Source organism: Streptomyces sp. RGM 3693, assembly GCF_050471125.1.
Classification (GTDB): domain Bacteria; phylum Actinomycetota; class Actinomycetes; order Streptomycetales; family Streptomycetaceae; genus Streptomyces.
This window is the reverse complement of the sequence record NZ_JBMPPQ010000002.1, coordinates 512,486-530,374: the sequence shown is the minus strand read 5'-3', so window position 1 is coordinate 530,374 and position 17,889 is coordinate 512,486. Positions and strand designations below refer to the sequence as shown.

At 72.8% G+C, this 17,889-nt stretch carries 17 protein-coding genes and 1 riboswitch; of the genes, 11 read left to right on the top strand and 6 right to left on the bottom strand.

Annotation, left to right across the window (positions count from 1 at the left end; genetic code table 11):
- The first annotated feature begins 195 nt into the window (after nt 1-195).
- Entirely contained in the window at nt 196-1,473 is a 1,278-nt protein-coding gene (locus ACO0M4_RS19675; RefSeq protein WP_430372041.1) for a helix-turn-helix domain-containing protein, read from the top strand.
- Between the two features lie 876 nt (nt 1,474-2,349).
- Here the strand turns inward: ACO0M4_RS19675 and ACO0M4_RS19670 are convergent.
- The 3 genes from ACO0M4_RS19670 to ACO0M4_RS19660 all read right to left on the bottom strand — a co-directional run bounded on the left by ACO0M4_RS19670 (nt 2,350) and on the right by ACO0M4_RS19660 (nt 3,963).
- A complete protein-coding gene (locus ACO0M4_RS19670; RefSeq protein ID WP_430372039.1) occupies nt 2,350-2,856 on the bottom strand; it encodes a DUF6344 domain-containing protein in 507 nt (168 codons plus the stop codon).
- A gap of 314 nt (nt 2,857-3,170) precedes the next feature.
- The gene (locus tag ACO0M4_RS19665) at nt 3,171-3,608 is read right to left on the bottom strand and encodes a DUF5994 family protein (RefSeq protein WP_430372038.1); all 438 of its coding nucleotides are present in this window, start codon (nt 3,606-3,608) and stop codon (nt 3,171-3,173) included.
- Between the two features lie 127 nt (nt 3,609-3,735).
- Nucleotides 3,736-3,963, bottom strand: a complete 228-nt coding sequence (locus ACO0M4_RS19660) for a hypothetical protein (protein ID WP_430372037.1) — start codon at nt 3,961-3,963, stop codon at nt 3,736-3,738.
- On the opposite strand from ACO0M4_RS19660, the gene ACO0M4_RS19655 reads away from it, so the two are divergent.
- Together ACO0M4_RS19655 and ACO0M4_RS19650 are read left to right on the top strand one after the other, a co-directional pair.
- Nucleotides 3,962-4,153, top strand: coding sequence for a hypothetical protein (locus ACO0M4_RS19655; RefSeq protein WP_430372036.1), 192 nt, complete (start codon nt 3,962-3,964; stop codon nt 4,151-4,153). The two genes, ACO0M4_RS19660 and ACO0M4_RS19655, sit on opposite strands and share 2 nt — an antisense overlap.
- A gap of 74 nt (nt 4,154-4,227) precedes the next feature.
- A complete protein-coding gene (locus tag ACO0M4_RS19650; protein ID WP_430372035.1) occupies nt 4,228-4,683 on the top strand; it encodes a tellurite resistance TerB family protein in 456 nt (151 codons plus the stop codon).
- Between the two features lie 88 nt (nt 4,684-4,771).
- Here the strand turns inward: ACO0M4_RS19650 and ACO0M4_RS19645 are convergent, their stop codons facing one another.
- Entirely contained in the window at nt 4,772-5,347 is a 576-nt protein-coding gene (locus tag ACO0M4_RS19645) for a TerD family protein (protein ID WP_430372034.1), read from the bottom strand.
- Between the two features lie 219 nt (nt 5,348-5,566).
- Between ACO0M4_RS19645 and ACO0M4_RS19640 the strand changes: the two genes are divergently transcribed.
- The 4 genes from ACO0M4_RS19640 to ACO0M4_RS19625 all read left to right on the top strand — a co-directional run bounded on the left by ACO0M4_RS19640 (nt 5,567) and on the right by ACO0M4_RS19625 (nt 9,039).
- The gene (locus ACO0M4_RS19640) at nt 5,567-6,040 is read left to right on the top strand and encodes a BlaI/MecI/CopY family transcriptional regulator (RefSeq protein WP_430372033.1); all 474 of its coding nucleotides are present in this window, start codon (nt 5,567-5,569) and stop codon (nt 6,038-6,040) included.
- A gap of 3 nt (nt 6,041-6,043) precedes the next feature.
- The gene (locus ACO0M4_RS19635; protein WP_430372032.1) at nt 6,044-7,009 is read left to right on the top strand and encodes a M56 family metallopeptidase; all 966 of its coding nucleotides are present in this window, start codon (nt 6,044-6,046) and stop codon (nt 7,007-7,009) included.
- 200 nt (nt 7,010-7,209) lie between these two features.
- On the top strand, nt 7,210-7,404 hold the full coding sequence (locus ACO0M4_RS19630; protein WP_430372031.1) for a hypothetical protein: 195 nt from the start codon (nt 7,210-7,212) through the stop codon (nt 7,402-7,404).
- A gap of 300 nt (nt 7,405-7,704) precedes the next feature.
- Nucleotides 7,705-9,039 (top strand): LCP family protein, encoded by a 1,335-nt coding sequence (locus ACO0M4_RS19625; protein WP_430373859.1) that lies wholly within the window; start codon nt 7,705-7,707, stop codon nt 9,037-9,039.
- A gap of 60 nt (nt 9,040-9,099) precedes the next feature.
- Here ACO0M4_RS19625 and ACO0M4_RS19620 read toward each other — a convergent pair whose 3' ends face one another.
- Nucleotides 9,100-9,405, bottom strand: coding sequence for a DUF1876 domain-containing protein (locus ACO0M4_RS19620; RefSeq protein WP_430372030.1), 306 nt, complete (start codon nt 9,403-9,405; stop codon nt 9,100-9,102).
- 237 nt (nt 9,406-9,642) lie between these two features.
- On the opposite strand from ACO0M4_RS19620, the gene ACO0M4_RS19615 reads away from it, so the two are divergent.
- Nucleotides 9,643-10,380, top strand: coding sequence for a DUF4097 family beta strand repeat-containing protein (locus tag ACO0M4_RS19615; protein ID WP_430372029.1), 738 nt, complete (start codon nt 9,643-9,645; stop codon nt 10,378-10,380).
- 115 nt (nt 10,381-10,495) lie between these two features.
- Nucleotides 10,496-11,767, top strand: a complete 1,272-nt coding sequence (locus ACO0M4_RS19610) for an MFS transporter (RefSeq protein ID WP_430372028.1) — start codon at nt 10,496-10,498, stop codon at nt 11,765-11,767.
- Between the two features lie 82 nt (nt 11,768-11,849).
- Here ACO0M4_RS19610 and cobN read toward each other — a convergent pair whose 3' ends face one another.
- Nucleotides 11,850-15,452: a cobaltochelatase subunit CobN gene (cobN, locus tag ACO0M4_RS19605; RefSeq protein ID WP_430373858.1), complete on the bottom strand. Its 3,603-nt coding sequence runs from the start codon at nt 15,450-15,452 to the stop codon at nt 11,850-11,852.
- A gap of 34 nt (nt 15,453-15,486) precedes the next feature.
- A riboswitch (cobalamin riboswitch) is annotated at nt 15,487-15,636 on the bottom strand.
- 84 nt (nt 15,637-15,720) lie between these two features.
- Here cobN and cobG point away from each other — a divergent pair.
- Nucleotides 15,721-17,238 (top strand): precorrin-3B synthase, encoded by a 1,518-nt coding sequence (gene cobG / locus ACO0M4_RS19600; protein WP_430372027.1) that lies wholly within the window; start codon nt 15,721-15,723, stop codon nt 17,236-17,238.
- Nucleotides 17,235-17,867, top strand: coding sequence for a precorrin-8X methylmutase (locus ACO0M4_RS19595; RefSeq protein WP_430372025.1), 633 nt, complete (start codon nt 17,235-17,237; stop codon nt 17,865-17,867). Before cobG ends, ACO0M4_RS19595 begins: the two co-directional genes overlap by 4 nt.
- Nucleotides 17,868-17,889 lie beyond the last annotated feature (22 nt).

Here is a 17,889-nt window from a genome sequence, read left to right as displayed (position 1 = left end):
ATAATCCGTACGCACCGGCGCCCACGCGGCGACGGAACGGTCGATCAACCATCGGCATGACAAAAATTGACTAGGCGGCGAGGGCGGGCCGATCCGGGCCGACAGCCGGCCGTCCACAGACCGCCCCACGGCAGGGGCCGGTGAGTAGACTCACCGTCACTATCCGTCTCCCCGAATCAACTGCGAGCGATTTTCTTGACGATTGAGCAGCCCGCCTTCGGGAACCGAGTCCGGGAGATCCGGCGCGCTCAGGGTCTGTCCCAGGGGGACCTCGCAGGGGCGGATCTCTCCCCCAGCTATGTCTCGCTGGTCGAGAACGGCCGCCGGATCCCCGGCGCCAAGATCGCCCGGTCCCTCGCGGAGCGACTGGGCACCACCGTCGAGGCGCTCAGCACCACCGACCAACCGACCGATCGCCTGGCCCAACGCCTCGGCCTGGTCGGACAGTTGGTGGCGGCCAGAGCCAGCCAGCTGGCCGGCGACTGGTCAGCGGCGCGCCGCCAACTGGAGGCCGTACTCGTGCAGGCCGACGGGACCGACCAGGACCCGGTCCGTTGGGAGGCCCGCTGGGAGCTGGCCACGGTCCTCGGCCGGCTCGACGCCGCCACCTCCCACGAGGCGGCGCTGCGCGAACTGCTCGACGATCCGATGACCCGCTCCGCGCCCGTGCTGCACGCCCGGGTCGCCGTCGAACTGGCCCAGCTGCTGCGGGCCGCCGGCCGGCTGCCCGACGCCGTCCGGTGCGCCGAGGAAGCCGTCCGGGTCACCGGCGAGCTGGAGCCTGGCCGCCCGGAGCGGGCGCAGGCCCACATGGCGCTGCTGTCCGCGTCCGTGGACAGCGGCGAGTGGCGCCGCGCCGAGGCGCTCGGGGCGCAGCTGCGCGCCGAGGTCGCACCACTGCCCGCGGGCGAGCTGCGGGCCAGTGCCCTGTGGGCGGCGGCCGGTGCGCAGTACCTGGCGGGCGACGCCGGTGGCGCGTTGGCGCTCCTGGCCGAGGCCGAGGTGCTGATCTCGTCGACGGACGGCGTACGACAGCGGCTCCGACTGGCCCACGCCCGGGCCCTCCTGGCACTCACCGCCGGCCCGTTGGCCGAGGCGGACGCCCTCCTGGAACGCTCCCGGCAGGCCGCCGCACTGGTGGACACCCCCTCGGCACGGACCTGGCTGGCCGTTCTGGAGACGGCCGGCGCGCTGCGCCACGGCGACCCCGCGGCGGCGGCCGGCCATGCCGCCGCCATCGACCCTGACGTCGCCGAGCTGTCCGCACTGGACCGCGCCCGCTGCCTGCTCCAGGTGGCCCGCGCGCACCGCGCCGGCCGACGTACCGAGGACACCGAGGCGTCCTTCAAGGCGGCGGCCGCGGGGTACGAGCAGGCCGGCGCCTTCCGGCTGGCCATGGAGACCTGGCGCGAACTAAGCGCCGGCGCCCGGGACACCGAGGGGCCGGACCCGCATGCGGTGATCCTGCCGTAGGGGCTGGGCGCGCCGAGCCGGCCGCCGCGCCGGTCCGCCCACATGCCAAAGGGCCGCCCGTCGCTGGACGGCCACGGCCTGACGGAGTCCCGCACGGACGCAGAGGACGGCTCGCTCGCACCGGTCGACATGGACGCCTGGCATCCGGGGCCGCCCTCGGCTGCGACGCCGCGGACGGCGTGATGCGCGTCGCGGGCCGTCGTCAAGCGGTGGATCGGCTGGGCTGCACGCTCTCCCCGAGAGCCTGGAGCGCCGCGCCGAAGCCTGCGGCCGGTCGGCCAGGGTGCTGGCCGTCCCCGGTCAACGCCGGGGCTGTGCGCTGCATTTCGCCATCGCGGGCTCTGCTGGCGAGGCTCCGCTCACCTGGTGCGGCGACCGACTCCTCGGTACCGGAAGATGAACGGCCTTCTGCCGTATGCCGTTTCACGTGAAACCACGAATGCCGGCAGCTGTCTACCGGTTCTTGCGGTGACCTCTCGTGTGCGGCCTCGTGCCCGTCGACGTCGAACGCAACGTCACATCAAAGTCTGTGGGTACTGCTGTGGGTACTGCTGTGGGTACTGCTGTGAGACGTGCCGTGGGACGTGCCGTGGGTGATGCTGCGGATGGTGCGGTGAGCGCTGCTTCTGCACCTGTTGTGAGTCCGGTGGTGATTCCTGCGGTGATTCCTGTGGTGCGTCCTGTGGTGGAAACCGCGGTGGGTCTTGGTGCGGCTCCGGGTGCTGCTTGGGGTGTTGCTTGGGGTGCTGCGATTGCTGGTGCCGGACAGTGGTGCTGCCGGCCAGTGGCGCCGCCGGTACTGCCGTGAGGACGGCCGTCGGGTTTCGCACCGGACCGCGGTGCGTCGTGCTGCCGGCGCGCAGGCGCGGTTCCGGCTCAGACGGCACGGACGGTGCTGTGCTCACGGCGGCGGGCCGCCGGAATCACCGGGGAGACGGGAACGGCGCCGGAGTGCGCGGGGGCGCCGAACGGACCGGTGGACAGCGCCTGGGAGGCGGCGATGCGACGTACGCGGGAGGTGGGGGAGGCCCCGTGCGCCTCGGCGCGGATGCGCTGCTTGATGGTCGGCGGCAGCGTCGGCAGCGGGTCCCTGCGGCGAACCGAGCCGTTCTCGCCGTACCGGGGCGCGGTGCGCGCGGCGGGCACGAAGGGCTTGGCGGTGTCCGCGGCAGGTGTCAACGGTCCCGGATCGTGGACGGGTTCGGTGCCATCCGTCACCTCGGGCCGGGCCGTGCCCGGGGCCGTGCTGCCCAGGGTCCGCTCGTAGAGCGCGGCCTCCCGGCGGGCCGCGGACGCGGCGGCGGAAACGCCCAGTGACGCGAGCAGCTTGCCCAGCACCGCCAGGCAGGCCGCCCAGAACTTCATGACCTTGGTCGCAGCCATGGTCCCTCGCTTTCGGTCGGGATCCCTGGGAGGGATCCACGGAGTTCCTTCTGTTGCGTTTTCTTATGATGAGTACGCAATGGGAGGATTCACGGACCGACGCCCCCGGATCGGCGTTCTTCCGATGAACACCACTCGTCCGCAGCAATCGCCCCCGGAAAACCGCAGGCAGCAGCCGGATCGGAACGCAGTGGAGGGCCCGGTGCGGGTGCGGTGGGGCGAGGCCGCCGGATGCGCGCACCGGATTCCCGGGGTATGCCGGTGATCGACGGTAGCGGTCCCGCGCGAGCCGGCCGGCGGGGCCTGACTCGGCGTCAGGCCGGTGTCGGTACGCCGGTCCGCGCCATCTCCGCCAGCATCCGGACCGCGGCGGGCTCGGGGGTCGCGGGCGGGAGGATCAGCAGGTCCCAGCGGCCGTGGCCGGCGGAGACTAGGCAGACGGTGTCCGGGCCGGGGCGGTTGGTGGTGTGGCGCAGCCGGACGACGTGGCCGGCGACGAGGATCCGGCCGGGCAGCGCGGGCCAGCCGGAGCCGTTCACCGTGGCGTGGGTGATCCGCGGCCAGTCGAAGGGCAACGCGGCCAGGAGTTCGGGGAGTTCGGCGAGCAGGTCGGTGGAGTGCGGCCACCACACACCGTCGATCCGTCGGGTCACCTCGCTGTGCGGGGCGATGGCCAGCCGGGCGACGGGCGGTGGCGCGTGGTGCTGCGGAGGGCGGGGGTGCGGGGAGCGGCTCTCGGGGGCAGTGGTCATACGACGCTCCTGACGCGACGGGCGGCGACCGCGGCGACCGCGATCGCCGGGGACGGAAGGGGCCGGGCGAAGCCCGTCGTCGAGGGGCGGTGGTCGGGCGACGGGCGGGCGGTGCCGACGGCCGGCGTCACCGGTCGTCGTCCGGCTCCCGGGAAGGCGGCGGGCCCGTCGTCGTGCGCGTCCCCGGGCCGGCACCGTGCGAGCGCTTGTGCAGCCGATGCTGGACCGACTCCTTCAGATGCGCGTACCGGTGCGGGGTGGGTCGTCCCACCGTCTGGGCGTTGACCCTGATGAGGAAGAGCACGCCCATCGCGATCAGGGCCAGCAGCACGAGCACGGACAAGAAGGTCTGCATGGCGCTCACCCGCATACTCCGGGGCGTCCTCTATACGGGCATCCCGGACATCATCGAAAAATCTTATCTTTACGGTCGTTTCTCTACCGTACTCCGCGCACTGGCGGCATATCGCGCCAAAGATGGCCATGACGACCGGGGGTGGCATCCGCGCACCTTCTACAGGGCTGTAGATTTTACTTGCGCATGACCAAATACATGCGTGAAGCATGCCCAGGGCCCGCCCGCCGCATGCTCGCCGCACGACCAGCCGAGGAGATTCACATGGCGCTGTGGGACCGGTTCAAAGAGTCCGCGCAGACGATGCAGAGCCAGCTCGTCGCCAAGAAGAACGACCTCAAGAGCGGCGCCTTCCGCGACGCCAGCATGGCGATATGCGCGCTGGTGGCCGCCGCGGACGGGGTCGTCGACCCGTCGGAGCGGCGGCGGGTGGCGCAGCTGATCGCCACCAACGAGGTGTTGCAGAATTTCCCGGCGGAGGACCTCCGGCTCCGCTTCGAGGGCTTCCTGGACAAGCTCGCCGCCGACTTCGACTTCGGCAAGGTCGCGCTGATGCAGGAGATCGGGAAGGTGAAGAAGAAGCCGGTGGAGGCGCGGGCGGTGCTCCAGATCGGCATCGTCATCGGCGGCGCGGACGGCGACTTCGACCCGACCGAGCGCGCGGTGGTGCGCGAGGTGTGCTTCGCGCTGGGGATCTCCCCGGCCGAATTCGACCTCTGAGCACGGCCGGAGCGGGGGCCGGTGCGCCCCCGCTTCCCCGCCGTCCGCCGAATCGTCCGGGTCATCCGGGACGGCTGAGTCGGCTGAGTCAGACGCTGACGCCGTAGTCCGCCGCGATGCCCGCCAGCCCGGAGGCGTAGCCCTGGCCCACGGCGCGGAACTTCCACTCCGCGTTGTGCCGGTAGAGCTCGCCGAAGACCATCGCGGTCTCGGTCGAGGCGTCCTCGGTCAGGTCGTAGCGGGCCAGTTCGGCGCCGCCCTCCTGGTTGACGACGCGGATGTAGGCGTTGCGCACCTGGCCGAAGTTCTGGCCGCGGGTCTGTGCGTCGTGGATGGAGACCGGGAAGACGATCTTCGTGATCTCGGCCGGCACACCGTTCAACGCGACGTTGAGGGTCTCGTCGTCGCCCTCGCCCGCGCCGGTCAGGTTGTCGCCGGTGTGCTGCACCGAGCCGTCCGGGCTGGTGAGGTTGTTGTAGAAGACGAAGTGCTGGTCGGAGGCGACCTTGCCGGCGTCGGTGCAGAGCAGCGCGCTGGCGTCGAGGTCGTAGTCGGCGCCGGTGGTCGTCCGCACGTCCCAGCCGAGGCCGATCGAGACCGCGGTCAGGCCGGGTGCTTCCTTCGAGAGCGAGACGTTGCCGCCCTTGGCGAGCGAGACTCCCATGGCTTCCCTCCAGGTGGTGGCCGGTTCCGGTTGCCGTGACCGGTCCCCGGCGGTGAACTAGGACCTGGCGGAAAAACTACAGGACTGTAGAAGTAAGCGACGGGGAGCGGCGCCGGCGGGCGCAACCCTGTGGACAGCCAGGAGGGGGCGCCGGCGATCGCCGTAAAATGTCCCGACGTCCCAGCCCGCGGGACGCCCGGTGCGACGGGAGGCGACGACATGGGCGGAACACCCTTCGGTAAGGCCCTCGGTGGCAACGGACGGGAGCGGGCCCGGCGCGGACAGGGCCAGTTGGAGGCGCAGGTACTGGCCGCGCTGCACCACGCCCCCGGACCGGCCACCGCCGCCTGGGTGCAGGAGCGGCTCGGCGACGACCTCGCCTACACGACCGTGATGACGATCCTGTCCCGGCTGCACGCCAAGGGAGCGGTCACCCGCGAACGGTCCGGCCGGGCCTACGCATGGACCCCCGCGGCCGACGAGGCCGGGCTCGCCGCGCTGCGGATGCGCCGCGTCCTGGACGGCGAACCAGACCGGGACGCCGTGCTGACCAGCTTCGTCTCGGCCCTCTCGGCACACGACGAGGACGTGCTGCGCAGCCTCCTGGCCCGCGCCGAGGACGACGGCAGAGCCCCGGATCCGGCCCCGGGCGCGCGCCGCGAGGACGGCTCGGACGAAGCGCGCGGGGGGTGACCGGTGGGCGTCTTCGTCTTCCTGCCGCTCGTCCTGCCGCTGACCGCCCTGCCGATCGCCCGGCTCGCGGAGCAGCACCTCCACCCCCGGGTCACCACCCGGCTGCTGACCCTGTTGGCCGTGGTCCTCGGGCTGTGCAGCACGCTCTGCCTGGGGCTGCTGGTGGTCGTCGGCACCGCCCAACTACCCGGCAATCCGCTGCCGGACGGCTGGTCGGACCCGGAGGTGCGGGCCGCGGTGCCGTTCGCCGAGGTGGCCGGTATCGCGGCGATCTTCGCGCTGACCGCCGCCCTCACCGTGTGCGGCACCGCGCTGCGCCGGGACCACCGGATCCGGGAGCGGGCCCACCGCGCGCTGGACGTCCTGCCGGCCGGCACCGGTACCGCGGTGCTGCCGGACGACGATCCGTACGCCTACGCCGTACCCGGCACCCCCGCGCGACCGGGGCGGCCGGCCCGGGCCGGCCGGATCGCGGTGTCCCGGGGCATGTTGCGGAGCCTCGACGCGGACGAGCGGCGCGCCCTCTTCGCCCACGAACGCGCGCATCTGCACTGCCGCCACCACCGCTACCTGCTCGCCGTCCGGCTGGCCGGGTGCGTCAACCCGCTGCTGCTGCCGCTGCGTTCCGCGGTCGCCTTCAGCGCTGAGCGTTGGGCGGACGAGGAGGCGGCCCGGGCCGTCGGCGACCGGCGGCTGACCGCGCGGGCGGTGGGGAAGGCCGCGCTGATCTCGCGGCCCGCGCCGTACCGGGTGGCGGTGCAGTTCGCTTCGCCCGAACCAGGGCCGGTGCCGCGGCGGGTGGCGGCGCTGCTCGGACCGGTGCCGTCGGCGCGCACCTGGCCGCCGGCGCTGACCCCGGCGGGACTGGCCGCGCTGGTGGCCGCGGCGGGCACGGCGGCCTCCGCGCTCTCCGCACTGAACGCGTCGGTAGCTCTGTTCCTCGTTCTGAAGGCAGCGACGCCGTGGTGAGTGCACACTGATCCCGGACTCTCCAGCACGCCACGCAACGGATGGCATTTTGTGATCCGTAGCACACCAATCAACTTCTACAGAGCTGTAAAAGTTGCCGGTAGGGTTGCGCCTGACATGCGCAACGGGCGCTGCCGGAGGGGGAGATGGCGACGAGGTGCGGACCCCTGACCTGGGAAAACCCGCCTCCAGAGGCGGAGGTGCGATGGGTCTATCAGCCGGTCGAGGTCCAATATCCCGACGGTGCCTGGGAGTTGGGCCGGATCAGTGCCTGGTGGACGGACGCGGCGGGCGAGACGTGGTGCCTGCTGCGCACCGTGCCCGGCGGCAGCCGTCCGCAGTGGCTCCGCTACGACCCGGAATCCGTACGGCTGCTGCCCACCGAGGGCATCTGACCCACCGGTGCGGACCGCCGTCCCGCGGTCCCCGGCCGACACCGCCGCCCGCCGCAGCCTCCCCTGTGTGCGCGTACCTCTCCACCCGGCAAGACCAGCTCCAGAAGGACCAGAAGGGCCATCGGCGTGCATGACAGGACGACGCACAGGCAGGCGGCCCGGCGGGGCAACGGGAGCGGCCGGGGTTCGGCGGCGGACGACGGCGACCGTCCCGCGGAGGGCGGCGGCCGCGCGGAGCGGCGGCGGACGGACTCCGGGCGGCGGGCCGGCGGCGGATCCCGCAAGGCCGGGAAGACCAAGATGACCCGGCGCGGCCGGATCGTGGCCTGGACCGGCGGGGTGGTCGGCGTGCTCCTGCTCGGCACGGCCGGGGTCGGCGTGTGGATATACCAGCACCTGGACGGCAACATCCACGGCGCGGACGTGAACAGCGAACTGGGCGGCGACCGGCCGGTCAACCTCAGCCCCGGCTCCAAGAACATCCTGGTCGTCGGCTCCGACAGCCGGGCGGGCACCGGCGGGAAGTACGGCAGCGGCCTGACCACCATGCAGTCGGACACCCTGATGGTGCTGCACGTCTCCGCCGACCATAAGTGGGCCACCGCGGTGTCCTTCCCGCGCGACTCCTGGGTGCCGATCCCGGCGTGCGACAAGGGCAACGGCGCACAGTCCGCCCCGCACCACTTCAAGCTCAACGAAGCGTTCAGCATCGGCGGGCTCAGCGGCAACGTCGGCAAAGCGGCGGCGTGCAGCATCAAGACCATCGAGAAGAACACCGGCCTGCGCATCGACCACTTCGTCTCGGTCGACTTCCAGGGCTTCAAGGGCATGGTCAACGCGCTGGGCGGCATCGAGGTCTGCCCCAAGCACGCCATCCACGACAAGAAGGCCCACCTCGACATGGAGGCCGGCTGCCAGAACGTCACCGACGAGAAGGCGCTCGGCTACGTCCGCACCCGCTACAGCGTCGGCGACGGCTCCGACCTCGGCCGGATCGGCCGTCAGCAGGAGTTCATGAAGGCGCTCGCGGCCAAGGCGCAGTCCAAGCTCACCAGCCCGACCGACCTCTACGGCTTCCTGGACTCGGCCACCAAGTCCCTCACCACCGACCAGGACCTGGACGGGCTCAAGCCGCTGTACGACCTCGCCTCCACGGTCAAGGACATCCCCTCCGACCGCCTCACCTTCCTCACCGTCCCCACCTATCCGCGTGAGGCGGACATCCCCACCGACAAGGCGAACGTGCTCTGGCAATACCCGCAGGCCAACGAGCTGTTCGGCGACCTCGCCCACGACCGGGAGGTCGGCGCTGCCGGGAAGAAGAAGTTCGCGGAGGCCGAGCAGAACCCGGTGACCGCGCATTCGGTCCGGGTGCGGGTGCTCAACGGCACCACGACCAAGGGCCTGGCCGCGGTCGCCGCCCAGCGACTGCGCCAACTCGGCTTCACCGTCATCTTCACCGACAACGGCCCGACCACCGACAAGTCCACCATCAGCTACCCGCCCGGGCTCAAGACCCAGGCCGAGGTGCTCGCCGCACGGCTGCCCGGCACCAAGGCGACCGAGTCGGCGCAGGCATCGCCGGGTGCGGTGACGCTCACGGTCGGGCCGGACTTCTCGACGAAGGACGGCTGACGCACGAACCGCCCGGGCGGACGGCGACCGGTCCGCCCAGGCGTGGCCCCGCACGTCCCGTCAGGCGTGCAACCGCTCGACGGGGCGGGCGGTGTGCACCTCGATGTCGTGCGCGGCGCGGCTGAGCAGCTGATGGCTGAGGTCCGACAGCGCCCGTGCCGCCGCCAACTCGTCCCCGATGGCGGGGACGTTCTCATCCGTCGGATTGCACCTGGCGGTTCCTTCGCCGATGATCTGCCCGCCCTCCTTGCCGCGCAGTCGGGCCTCGGCCCGGACGTCGCTGCCAGACTCGACGATGCTGATCTCGGCGTGCCACGTCTTCGACTTCGTACGCTTACCCGTGCCGGTCACCGGAAGCCTCCTCATACCGCATGGGAACAGTCCCCACCCTCAGCGTGGCACCGGCGCCCAGGGGCCGCACCCGGAGGCTCTCCCCCACCGGGACCCGGGGGTTAGCCCCATGGTCAGGCGGGTCGCGGCAGACCTAAAGTCGTCAGCAGTGGGCCCGGTGCGGGCGGCCGGCGCGCCGCGGCACGGGCCCGGACCACGGGGCGACGGGCCACTACCCGGAGCCGTGAACAGACCGGATTCCGGGGGGATTTCATGCACCGACACGTCCGCTTCGCAGGGGCCGTGGCACTGGCCGGAGCCGGGGCACTGGCCCTCGGCGCGTGCAGCCTGGTGGTCGGCGAGACCTTCTCCGACGACGCCACGGTGGCACAGAAGATCACGGCGGTGCGGGTGGACACCTCCGACGGCGGCGTGACGGTGCGCGGCGGCAAGGGCGGCAGCACGGTCAGCGTGCACCGCAAGGTCACCTACCGGGGCGACCGACCGCAGGGGCCAACGCACCGGGTCGAGGGGGGCACCCTGGTGCTCGGCGGCTGCGGCGACCACTGCTCGGTGACGTACACGGTCGACCTGCCCGGCACGGTCCCGGTGACCGGTGACACCTCCAACGGCGCGATCAACCTGTCCAAGGTGGCCGCGGTGCGGGTGACCACCAGCAACGGGGAGATCGACCTGGACGGGGTGTCCGGAGCGGTGGACGTCCGGAGCACCGACGGCGCGATCACCGGGAAGGGCCTGGCGGGCACCGGCATCAAGGCCGAGACCTCCAACGGCGAGATCACGCTCACCGCGACGAAGCCGCAGGACGTCCGGGCGAAGACCTCCAACGGCGCGGTCTCGGTCACCGTGCCCAACGACCGGTACCAGGTGTCCGCGGACACCTCCAACGGCGCGAAGCGGATCGGCGTCCGCAACGATCCGTCGGGGCGCTACCGGCTCGATCTGACCACCAGCAACGGGGAGATCCACGCCGGGACGGCCGGCGGCTGAGCCCCTCGGGCCGCCGGCCTCGGGGGAACTACCACGTCGGAAAGGCGCCGGACTGCCGGGCCGGCGGCTGCTGGACTGAGGGCATCGCAACGGGTCGCCCCTCAGAACGGACATCATGACGACCACCGGCAGCACCAGAACCACCACCCCCCGAAACCCGCACCGCACGACGGCCCCACGGGACTCCGGCTCCGGGGCACCCCCGGCCCCGACCGGCCGTACGCCGCTCAAGGGCCGGCTCGCCGTGCTCGCCGTGACCCTGGGCATCTTCGCCATCGTCACCACCGAGATCCTGCCGATCGGTCTGCTGACGCGGATCGGGGCCGACTTCGGCGTCTCCGACGGCACCGCGGGGCTGATGATGACGCTCCCCGGTTTCCTCGCCGCGTGCGCCGCGCCGACGGTGACTATGGCCACCGCCCGGATCGACCGGCGGCTGATGCTCTGTGCCTTCGTCGCCCTGCTGGCGTTGGCGAACTTCCTCGCCGCGGCCGCGCCGACCTACTGGCTGGTGCTGCTGTCCCGGGTCCTGGTCGGCGTCGTCATCGGCGGGTTCTGGTCGATCGGGGCCGGGCTCGCCGAGCGGCTGGTACCGGCGGAGTCGGCCGGCCGGGCCACCGCGGTGATCTTCTCCGCGGTACCGCTGGGCTCGGTGTTCGGGGTGCCCGCCGGGACCTTCCTCGGTGATCTGGCCGGCTGGCGGACCGCCTGTGCCGCGGTCGGGGCGCTGACGGTGGGGGTGTTGGTGCTGACCGCGCTGGTGATCCCGCCGTTGCCTGCGGTCCGCGCCACCAGCCCGACGCTGCTGCGCGGCATGCTGCGCGGGGTGCACACCCGGTTCGCGCTGCTGATGACGTTCCTGATCGTGCTGGCCCACTTCGGCGCGTACACCTATGTGACGCCGTTCCTGGAACGGACCACGCATCTCGCGACCGCCGGGACGATCACGCTGTTCCTGCTGGTCTACGGCGTCGCCGGGGTGGTGGGGAACTTCGCCGGCGGTGCCATGGTGGCGCGGCGTCCGCGCACCGTCTTCGGAACCGCGGCCGGACTGCTGGCCCTGGCCACGCTGCTGCTGCCGGTCATCGGCCGCGGGCCGGTCGGCGCGCTGGCGCTGCTGGTGCTCTGGGGCGTCGCGTACGGCGCGGTGCCGGTCGCCTCACAGACCTGGTTCGCCAAGGCCGCACCCGATGCGCCCGAGGCGGCCTCGGTGCTGTTCACCGCATCGTTCCAGGCGACGCTCTCGCTCGGCGCGCTGGCCGGCGGGATGGTGGTGGACCGGACGTCCCCCTCGGTGGTGATGACGCTGGCCGGGGCGACCGCGGTCCTGGTGGCCCTGGCCGCGTGGCTGCACTTCGCCAAACGGCTTTCCTGGCCGCAGGGTTGAGGGCGCGGGATTCGGTCAGCGGAGGGAGGCCGAGGCGGTGTTTCACGTGAAACACCGCCCCTCGCCGCGCCGTTGAGGGCCGTCAGTCCTCGCCCTCCAGCTCGCCCTCGGTCTCCAGGAAGGCGTCCCGCAGCGCCGCCAGCGTCTCCGCGTCCGGCTTCTCCCACATGCCGCGGGACTCCGCCTCCAGGAGGCGCTCGGCGATGCCGTGCAGCGCCCAGGGGTTGGCTTCCTGGAGGAACGCGCGGTTCTCCGGGTCCAGGACGTAGGTCTGGGCGAGCTTGTCGTACATCCAGTCAGCGACGACCCCGGTCGTGGCGTCGTAGCCGAACAAGTAGTCCACGGTGGCGGCGAGTTCGAAGGCGCCCTTGTAGCCGTGGCGGCGCATCGCCTCGATCCAGCGGGGGTTGACGACCCGGGCCCGGAAGACCCGGGAGGTCTCCTCCACCAGCGTCCTGGTGCGGACCGTCTCGGGGCGGGTCGAGTCGCCGATGTACGCCTCGGGGGCCTTGCCCTTGAGCGCCTTGACGGTGGCGACCATGCCGCCGTGGTACTGGAAGTAGTCGTCGGAGTCGGCGATGTCGTGCTCGCGGGTGTCGGTGTTCTTGGCGGCCACCGCGATGCGCTTGTAGGCGGTCTCCATCTCCTCGCGGGCCGGGCGGCCCTCCAGACCGCGCCCGTAGGCGTAGCCGCCCCAGACGGTGTAGACCTCGGCGAGGTCGGCGTCGGTGCGCCAGTCTCGGGAGTCGATGAGCTGGAGCAACCCCGCGCCGTACGTACCGGGACGGGAGCCGAAGATCCGGGTGGTGGCGCGGCGTTCGTCGCCGTGCGCGGCGAGGTCCGCCTGGGCGTGGGCCCGGACGAAGTTGCGGTCGGCGGGCTCGTCGAGACCGGCGGCGAGCCGCACCGCGTCGTCGAGCAGGCCGATGACGTGCGGGAACGCGTCGCGGAAGAAACCGCTGATGCGCAGGGTGACGTCGATCCGAGGACGCCCCAGCTCATCGAGCGCTACGGCCTCCAGGCCGGTCACCCGGCGCGAGGCGTCGTCCCACACGGGGCGGACGCCCAGCAATGCCAGCGCCTCCGCCACGTCGTCGCCGGAGGTACGCATCGCGCTGGTGCCCCACAGGGACAGGCCCACCGACTCCGGCCAGTCCCCGTTGTCGTCGCGGTAGCGGGTCAACAGCGAGTCGGCGAGCGCCTGACCGGTCTCCCAGGCGAGCCGCGACGGAACGGCCTTGGGGTCGACGGAGTAGAAGTTGCGGCCGGTCGGCAGGACGTTGACCAGACCGCGCAGCGGTGAGCCGGACGGGCCGGCCGGGACGAATCCGCCGTTCAGCGCGTGCACCGCGTGGTCGACCTCGGCCGTGGTGCCGGCCAGCCGCGGGACGACCTCCCGGGCGGCGAAGTCGAGGATGTCGACGACCGCGGTCGGGTGCCCGCCTGCGACCCGGCGCACCGCGGCCGGGTCCCAGTCCGCGTCCTCCATCGCCTGGACGAGGCCGCGGGCGACCGCCTCGGCTTCGTCGGCGGCGGTCCGGGTCGCGGCCGACTCGTCCAGGCCGAGCGCCTCGCGCAGTCCGGGCAGCGCGGAGGTGCCGCCCCAGATCTGTCGGGCGCGCAGGATGGCCAGCACGAGGTTGACCCGGGCCTCGCCGACCGGCGCGGCGCCCAGCACGTGCAGGCCGTCGCGGATCTGCGCGTCCTTGACCTCGCACAGCCAGCCGTCGACGTGGAGCAGGAAGTCGTCGAACCCGTCGTCGTCCGGGCGTGCGTCCAGGCCCAGGTCGTGGTCGAGCTTGGCGGCCTGGATCAGGGTCCAGATCTGCGCGCGGATGGCGGGCAGCTTGGCCGGGTCCATCGAGGAGATCGCGGCGTACTCGTCGAGCAGCTGCTCAAGGCGGGCGATGTCGCCGTAGGAGTCGGCGCGGGCCATCGGCGGGACGAGGTGGTCGACGAGGGTGGCGTGCACCCGGCGCTTGGCCTGGGTGCCCTCGCCCGGGTCGTTGACCAGGAACGGGTAGACGAGCGGGAGGTCGCCGAGCGCCGCGTCCGGACCGCAGGCGGCGGAGAGGCCGGCGTTCTTGCCGGGCAGCCACTCCAAGTTGCCGTGCTTGCCCAGGTGGACCATGGCGTCGGCGCCGAAGCCGCCGTCGGCGGTGGAGGCGGCGATCCAGCGGTAGGCCGCCAAGTAGTGGTGGGAGGGCGGCAGATCGGGGTCGTGGTAGATCGCGATCGGGTTCTCGCCGAAGCCGCGCGGCGGCTGGATGAGGATCAGCAGGTTGCCGCGGCGCAGGGCGGCCAGCACGATGTCGCCCTCGGGGTTCCGGCTGCGGTCGAGGAACATCTCGCCGGGCGGCGGGCCCCAGTGCTCCTCGACGGACTCCCGCAGCTCCTGCGGCAGCGTGGCGTACCAGCGGCGGTAGTCGGCGGCCGGGATACGGACCGGGTTGCGGGCCAACTGCTCCTCGGTCAGCCACTCCTGGTCGTGGCCACCGGCCTCGATGAGGGCGTAGATCAGCTCGTCGCCGTCACCGGACTCAAGGCCCGGCACGGGCTCCGTGCCGAAGTCGTAGCCCTCGGCCTGGAGGCGGCGCAGCAGCGCGACGGCGCTCGCCGGGGTGTCCAGGCCGACCGCGTTGCCGATCCGGGAGTGCTTGGTGGGGTAGGCGGACAGCACCAGCGCCAGCCGCTTCTCGGCGGCCGGGATGTGCCGCAGCCGGGCGTGCCGGACGGCGATCCCGGCGACCCGGGCGGCGCGTTCGGCGTCGGCGACGTACATCGGCAGACCGTCCTCGTCGATCTCCTTGAACGAGAACGGCACGGTGATCAGCCGCCCGTCGAACTCGGGCACGGCGATCTGCGAGGCGGCGTCGAGCGGGGAGAGCCCCTCGTCGCTCTCCTCCCAGGCGGCCCGCGACCCGGTCAGGCAGAGCGCCTGGAGGATCGGCACGTCCAGGGCGGCCAGCGCACCCGCGTCCCAGGACTCGTCGTCGCCGCCCGCGGACGCCTCGGCGGGCTTGGTGCCGCCCGCGGCCAGCACGGTGGTGACGATGGCGTCGGCGGTGCGCAGTTCCTCGATCAGCTCCGGCTCGGGAGCCCGCAGCGAGGCGACAAACAGCGGCAGTGGACGGCCGCCGGCCCGCTCGACCTGGTCGCACAGGTCATGGACGAAGCCGGTGTTGCCGCTCATGTGGTGGGCGCGGTAGTAGAGCACGGCCACCGTCGGGCCGGTCACCTCCCGCGCCGTGCGCTCCAGCGGGCCCCAGGACGGGGCGGCCGCGGGCGGCTCGAAGCCGTGGCCGGTGAGCAGCACGGTGTCGCTGAGGAAGCAGGCCAGCTGGGAGAGGTTGGCCGGGCCGCCGTGCGCGAGGTAGGCGTGCGCCTCGGCCGCGATGCCGACGGGGACCGTGGACGCCTCCATGAGCTGGGCGTCGGGGGCCTGTTCACCGGTGAGCACCACGACCGGGCGGTGCTGGTCCGCGGCCAACAGCACGTCCAGACCGTCCTGCCAGGCGCGGAGACCGCCGAGCAGACGGACGACGACCAGGTCGGTGCCCTCCAGGAGCCCGGGGAGTTCGGCGACGTCGAGACGGGCCGGGTTGGCGAGCCGGTACGGCACGGGGCCCGTGGCCGCGCGGGCGCTGAGCAGGTCCGTGTCGGAGGTCGACAGCAGAAGGATCACGGCGCAGCCCTTCCTCGGGGTGTCCACGCCCCGGGTGGTCGTATGGACGGCGGGAGTTCCTGGCTCACCCGGCGGTGGCCGGGTTCACAGTGGCGGGACCGCGCCGGATTCTCACCGGGCTTCCTCCCTTGGCGCCGTCGCTGGCGTCCGGTGGGTCAGCCGACCCACCGACCTGCATAGTAAGGGCTGCGGCCGGGCCGCGGGAGCCCGCCTCCGGAGCTGCCGTTCACCACCCCTCGCCCCGGTTCCGGGCGCCACCGACGTAGGTATGCTCGCCGCCATGCCGCCCTCCCCCTCACCACGCCCCGACCGGGCCGAACCGCCCGTGCGGGACCGCGGTGACGCCTGCCCGGGAGCGCTGCGGCTGCACTCCGCCGCTGACGGGCAGCTGGCCCGAGTGCGGCTGCCCGCAGGGGACTTGACGGCGCGCCAGGCCAACGCGTTGGCGGACGCCGCGGAGCGCCTCGGCGACGGCCACCTCTCGCTGACCTCCCGCGGCAACGTCGAACTCCGCGGTCTGCCCGACGACTGCGGCCGGCACCTCGCCGACCTCCTCACCGACGCCGGACTGCTGCCGTCCGTACGCCACGAGCGGATCCGCAACGTGCTGGCCTCGCCGCTGGCCGGACTCGACCGGCACACCCCCTCCGACGTGCGGTTGTGGGCCCGGAGCCTGGACGCGCTGCTGTGCGCGAGCGGATCGGCGACGGCGCTCTCGGGCCGCTTCCTGTTCGTCCTCGACGACGGCCGGGGCGATGTGGCGGGCCTGGGCGGCGATGTGACCTTGCTCGCAGAATCCGGCCGGAAGGCCCCGGCGGACACCGAGTACCCGCCAGGGACCGCGTCCGGGTACGGGGCGCTGCTCCGGGTCGGCGACGACCCCGCGGCGTTGCGGATCGCGGCGGACGACGTACCGCGGGCGGCGCTGACCGCCGCCGAGGTCTTCCTGGCCGCCGCCGCTGAGTGCGGCAGCGGCGCCTGGCGGGTCCGCGAACTCCCCGCCGCACGGCCGCTGACCGCCCAGGAGGTGCAGCCTGCGCTGCGGGCCGCGGGCATCGCCGCGGAGCACGCGGAGTACCCGGAGTACGCAGACGCGGTCGGCCCGCAGCCGGCCGTGCCGTACGCCGACGCCACCGCCCCCGGTTCGATCGAGGGGCCCGACGGCCGCCGTGCACTGGCGGTCCTGGCGCCGCTCGGCCGGCTGGCCGCGGCCCAGTGGCGGCTGCTGACCCAGATCGCCGCCGACGACGGCTCCGGCGAACTGCGCCTCACGCCCTGGCGCGGCATCGTCGTCCCCGGCCTGCCCGCCGCACCGGCGGCCCGGCGGCTCCGCGACCTGGCCTCCGCCGGACTGATCACCGACCCGACCTCCCCCTGGCGCCGGGTCACCGCCTGCACCGGCCTACCCGGCTGCGCCAAGTCCCTTACCGATGTGCGGAGCGATGCGGCGACCGCGCTCGCCGGGGGCGGCTCCGTCCCGGCGGACGATTCCGGTGTGCCGGTCGGGCTGCCCGTCCACTGGTCGGGCTGCGAACGGCGCTGCGGCCACCCGCACGGCGCCTGGATCGATGTGCTGGCGACACCCGACGGCTATCGCACCACCGCGGTGGGCCCCAACACCCCGGCCCCGCCGCCGGTTTCACGTGAAACACCGCGACCGAACGACGTTTCACGTGAAACACCCCGGTCGGGCGCCGTTTCACGTGAAACATGGACCGCCCCCGGTGCCCCTCTTGCTGCCCGTCCTCCTTCCACCCCTCAACCCACCACCCCGAGGCCCCAGTGACCGCGTTCGACTATGAAAAGGACGGGGCGGCCATCTACCGCCAGTCCTTCGCCACCATCCGCGCCGAGGCGGATCTCTCCGGACTGCCCTCCGACGCCAGCCGGGTCGCGGTCCGGATGATCCACGCCTGCGGCATGGTCGATCTCGTCCGCGATCTGGCCTTCACCCCGGGGGTCGTGGCCAGTGCGCGCACCGCGCTGCGCGCCGGTGCACCGATCCTGTGCGACGCCACCATGGTGGCCAGCGGGGTGACCCGCAAGCGGCTGCCCGCGGACAACGAGGTGCTGTGCACCCTCGGCGATCCGTCGGTCCCGGAGCTGGCCGCCCGGATGGGCACCACACGCAGCGCCGCCGCCCTCGAACTGTGGCGGGACCGGATGGAGGGCGCCGTGGTCGCCTTCGGCAACGCCCCCACCGCGCTCTTCCGGTTCCTCGAAATGATCGAAGAAGGGGCACCGCGACCCGCGGCCGTCCTCGGCATCCCGGTCGGCTTCATCGGCGCGGCCGAGTCCAAGGACGCGCTGATCGACCACCCGTCCAAGCTGGATCACATCGTGGTGCGCGGGCGGCGCGGCGGCAGTGCCATGGCCGCGGCCGCGATCAACGCCCTGGCGAGCGAGGAAGAGTAGGCGTGAGCGAGCAGCAGGCGAG